The sequence below is a fragment of the uncultured Alistipes sp. genome, from assembly GCF_902388705.1.
Taxonomy (GTDB): Bacteria; Bacteroidota; Bacteroidia; order Bacteroidales; family Rikenellaceae; genus Alistipes.
On sequence record NZ_CABMQJ010000096.1, the window covers coordinates 1 to 4,928 of the forward strand.

The window sequence follows — 4,928 nt, forward strand, 5'->3', positions numbered from 1 at the left end:
ATTCATAAACTACTCATTTACAAATGGTTAAATAGTTGTATATTAAATTTTCCAGAGAGAAACAAAAAGTTAGGTTTAAGAGAGTAACACTTTTGTTCAATCCCCAAAATTAAATTAACCATGAGGAAGCTTTACAAGTTCGCATCAATGGCTGCGATCGCCATTTTTGCTGCCGCTTCGTTCGCTTCGTGCGACGACGACGAGCCGGAAGGCCCGAAACAACCGACACTGGAAATCGGCTCGATCAGCATTACGGCCGGCTACGAGGCGCAAGTAACCATCACGCCATCGGAGAACTCCACGAGTATCAGCTGGACGTGGGCCGCAGAAACGGCGGAGCCCGGCACCTACACGAAAGTCGAAACCGGGGAGGGGAAAGCCGTTTCCGTCACGACTCCCGTGCTCGCACCCGGCAAGTATAACCTCTTCGCCTATGCCGAAAACGCGATTGGCAAATCGGCTGTCGCGAAGAAAGGGTTCGAAGTTCTGCTCGACATGCCCGTCGTCAAACTGGGCGAACTGAAATCCGAACGCGCCGGCCTCGTGCTGCCCGTATCGGTAATCGGGGCCGAAGAGTTCTACTACGCCCTCGAACTGAAAGCTGCCGACGCCAAAGAAGACCCGGCCATCCCCGCAGAGGAGAATTTCATACGCTGCACGCCCGATCAGCTCAAGGACGGCAACCTGGTAATCGCCCCCGAACGGCTCGTCAGCAAAAACACCTATTTCGTCTTTGCCTATGCCGAAAATGAAAAGGGCAAGGGCACTGTATCCGCCGCCAGCGGCGAATACGACGAATCGAAACTCGCCAAACTCGTCGATTTCGAAGTCATCAACAAAACGGCCTATTCGCTCGACGTGAAAGTGACGATGCTGGAGGGCTGCGTGAAATATGTCGTCGGCGGATTCCGCAACGGCGCCTATACCAAGAGCGGATTCATTTCGTCGGCCAAATCCTCGGTCGACCCCGACCCGTTCTATCCGCTGCAATCCTACAACTGGAGCGACAAGAGCACGACTTTCCCCGAAAGGCTGCTGCTCAAGAACACGCTCGCGACCTCGGACGAGAGCGAAGGCCTCGATGTTTTCTACCAATCGAACGAAGAAGTCCAGAAATACCAGGTCGCCGTCTACGCCATCGACAAAGACGGTAACGGCACGGCATACGTCACCGATCTGTTCGAAGTTCCCGCACCTTCATTCAACGCGACGCCGACCGTGAAAATCACGGCGGAATGCACCCCGCAGACGATTAGCCCGACATTCACGGTCGAGGGCGACTGCGCCAAGCTCTACTGGGGGCGCACCGCTCCCTCGTGGTTCGACGACGTCGACTGGACGAACGAGGAGGCGACCGTCGCATTCCTCGCCGGCATCCGCGGCAGGGGCATTTGCGAGTATACGGGCAGCGCATTGACCATCGCCGACACGTCGATATCCAATCCCAATACGGAGTTCATCGTATATGCCATTCCCATCACGGCCGACGGCAAGGTGGGCAAACTCTGCTACGAGAAATTCACCACCACGCTGCCCGCATTCGACGGCACCGGCCGTGTCGACATGACATTCCAGACCGCAACGGCCAACTCACTGACCTACAAGGTAGCGTTGAGCGGAGCCCAAAGCGTACGTATCCTGCACGTCCCCTCCTACTTCTTCCCGAACTACAAGGACAACCTCGAGATGCTCATGTACGACAAGGCCAACTCGAAAGTCTGGACGGAATACACTGCAGCGGAACTCACAGCGGCCGACAACACCATCACGTTCGAAAACCTGCTCGCCGAAACCACCTATGTGCTCCGCACCGTAACGGTCGATGCGAACGGCCGAATCAGCCCCGTACAGGAGTTCCCCGACCAGGCCACGCTGACGGACGGCGGCAGCGGCGAGGCGGAAATCGATTTCTCGAAAGGCACGGGCGAAATCACCTTCAACATCATCTCGGAAACATCCAAGCAGGACGGCGACGGCAACTGGATGGTCGACATGAGTTTCTCGGTCACCAAGGGTGCCAATACCGCAGAGGCGTATATCATCCCGTTGAGCGACATAATGGATAACGCCGCCGACGTCGAGGCCTCGTGCAAAAGTTTCATAGATCCCACCGACCTGCCCGCACCGCTGGTATTCGGACAAACCTACGAGCGTACCGACCTGTTCGATTACGACAAGACCTGGGGCGGCTCGGGCGTAGCCATCGTCACCAGGGACAACGCAGGCAACTTCAGGGTCGCGCACTACTACATCGCCAAGGCGACGAAGCAATAGCACGGCACAGAGGCACGGCGACACGGCCGCCGGAGGGTATCTCCCGGCATCCGCGCCCGGTGCAACAGAACGCAGCAAGATAAAAGTTCTTACCACTATAAAAAGTTCACTGTAATTCGGCAGAAAGGGAAACCCGGCGAGGGTTTCCCTTTCTCAATTTACGGCATGGCCGCCTGCGCCCCCGCCAATCCCCTGTCGGATTCAGCCGGACAGCCAGACCCTGTATCCGGCTGTCGGCGGGCTCGCCGACAGGCAGCCCACCCAAAACAGCACCGCCCCGGACAATTTGTCCGGGGCGGTGCTGTTCGGGATAATGCCGTGCGGGCCTGTGCCCGCCGAACATGTACTTATGCCCAGAGGTTGCGCGGATACCGGCCCTCGGCAATCATCTTCTCGATCGAGGCCATCAGCGCGGGTTTGTCCTCCTTGTAGGTGACGCCGTGCCATTGTGCGGCGCTGCGCAGCACGCGCAACTCGGCCGTGCCGTCGCCGATAAGTTTGTTGACCATCGTGGGGATGTAGAATTCGGCCTTGAGGTTATCGCGGTTCTCGGCCAGCCACATTTTGAAATAGGCTTTCGAATAGGCGAAGAAATCGGGCGTGAAACCGAAGAGGTTCATCGACACGGGCGTATCTTCGGCCAGCGCCTCGTCGGCGCCGCCGTCGTGGAAAACAATCTTTCCGTCGGGCATGCGCTCGATTTGCGTGCGCTCGACCATCGAAGTGAGGTTGCCCGCGGCATCCACGCCGCAAACGCCGCGCGAAACGGTACCGTTGTCCGAAAGGGTTTTGTCGAGGTCATAGGCGACCATGCAGTAGCGGTTGCTGCTCTCGCCGAGCTGCGAAAGGTAATCGCCGATGGTCTTGTAGGCTTCGGCGCCGTAGAAGTCGTCGGCGTTGATGACGGCGAACGGCTCACGGATGGCGTCCGCAGCCATCATTACGGCATGGTTGGTACCCCACGGCTTGACACGCCCCTCGGGCGCCGAAGCCCCCTCGGGCAGGTAATCCAGCTCCTGGAATACGAATTCCACGGCGATGCGGCCGCCGAAACGCCCGGCCGAGAAGACCTCGCGGAACTCCTTTTCGAAAGAGTGGCGGATGACGAACACGACCTTGCCGAAACCCGCACGGATAGCGTCGTAAACCGAATAATCGATAATGGCCTCATTGTTGGGGCCCACTCCGTCCATCTGCTTGAGCGAGCCGTAGCGGGAACCCATACCGGCGGCAAGGACGAGTAATGTAGGTTTTACCATACTTTTTATCTGTTTTTAACGTTGATTCAAAACGATTACAAAGTTAAAAAATTCGCCGCGTTCCGCAAAGGTTTTCTATGAATTTGGTTATCTTTGCATTTAATAATGCTGTAAATCGATGAAATTTTACAATGCCATACGGGCATGGTGGCGGGGATTTATCCGCAAGCGCCGCTTCAACATGCTCAATGCTACGGACAACAGCGAGGAGTGGCACATGCACATCTCGCCGGCCAGCATTTTCGCAGCATTCCTGTCATTCGTGCTGCTGCTATTCATCCTGATTCTGTCGCTGGTGGCCTATACGCCCGTGCTGGAATTCCTGCCGGGATACCGCACCGAGGCCGGTCGCTCGCGTGAGAGCCTCGTGCAGAACATCATCCGCCTCGACTCGATGGAACGCATGATGAACGACATGCTCACCTACAACCAGAACATAGCCCTCATCATGGAGGGCAAGACCCCCGTGGTACGGACGCTCGCCTCGTCGGACAGCACACGCACCGCCAAGGTGCTCGTCATGCCCTCGGACGAGGACTCGCTGCTGCGGGCCCAGATGGAGGGCGACGGACAGTACGCCGTTGCGGGCCGCAGCGGCGGATCGCGGCGTGCGGTGCGCGAAGCCATCGAGCTGGCCAAACCCGTCGAGGGAATCATCACCGACCGCTTCGACATCAAGAACGGCAACTTCGGTGTACGCATCGCGGCAGCGGCCAACGACCGCATCACGGCCATCGACAACGGCACGGTGGTATTGAGCTTGTGGTCGCCCGAAACCGGGTATATGGTCGAACTGCAGCACGCAGGCAACCTGCTCTCGGTCTACAAGGGGCTTTCGCAATCGCTCGTGACCACCGGGCAGACAATCCGGGCGGGCGAGCTGATAGGCTACAACGCCGAAGCCGAGCAGGGCGAAGTCAGGCTCTTCGAATTCGAACTCTGGAACAACGGCAAACCCGTAGACCCCGAGGGGTATATCGTATTCTGACACATGAAACAACGACTCGCAATACTGGGTTCGACCGGCTCGATCGGCGTGCAGACGCTCGACATCGCGCGTGAGAACCCCGAACTCTTCGAAGTGCGCGTACTCACCGCCAACCGCAGCTGGGAACGGCTCGCGGCACAGGCCCGGGAGTTCGACGCAGACACGGCGGTCATCGCCGACAAACGATACTACGCACAACTGCGCGACGCGCTCCGGGACACCGACGTCAAAGTTTACGCCGGCGAAGAGGCCGTGGCGCAGGTCGCGGCGGGCGGCGACACGGACGTGGCAATCAACGCGCTGGTCGGCTACGCGGGACTCGCACCGACGGTCGCGGCGCTGGGCGCCGGCAAGAAACTGGCGCTGGCGAACAAGGAGTCGCTCGTGGTGGGCGGCGAGTACGTGAT

The 4,928-nt window shown here is 58.4% G+C and carries 3 protein-coding genes and 1 pseudogene; 3 read left to right on the forward strand and 1 reads right to left on the reverse strand.

Going from position 1 to position 4,928, the window contains the following annotated elements; translation table 11 throughout:
- Positions 1-120: 120 nt before the first annotated feature.
- The gene (locus QZT71_RS11930) at positions 121-2,274 is read left to right on the forward strand and encodes a hypothetical protein (RefSeq protein WP_295916518.1); all 2,154 of its coding nucleotides are present in this window, start codon (positions 121-123) and stop codon (positions 2,272-2,274) included.
- 347 nt (positions 2,275-2,621) lie between these two features.
- On the opposite strand, the gene QZT71_RS11935 is transcribed toward QZT71_RS11930, so the two are convergent.
- Positions 2,622-3,533: a sugar phosphate nucleotidyltransferase gene (locus QZT71_RS11935; protein WP_295916520.1), complete on the reverse strand. Its 912-nt coding sequence runs from the start codon at positions 3,531-3,533 to the stop codon at positions 2,622-2,624.
- 118 nt (positions 3,534-3,651) lie between these two features.
- Between QZT71_RS11935 and QZT71_RS11940 the strand changes: the two genes are divergently transcribed.
- On the forward strand, positions 3,652-4,521 hold the full coding sequence (locus QZT71_RS11940) for a murein hydrolase activator EnvC (protein WP_295916522.1): 870 nt from the start codon (positions 3,652-3,654) through the stop codon (positions 4,519-4,521).
- A gap of 3 nt (positions 4,522-4,524) precedes the next feature.
- Positions 4,525-4,928, forward strand: a pseudogene (locus tag QZT71_RS11945) (1-deoxy-D-xylulose-5-phosphate reductoisomerase); the annotation flags it as partial.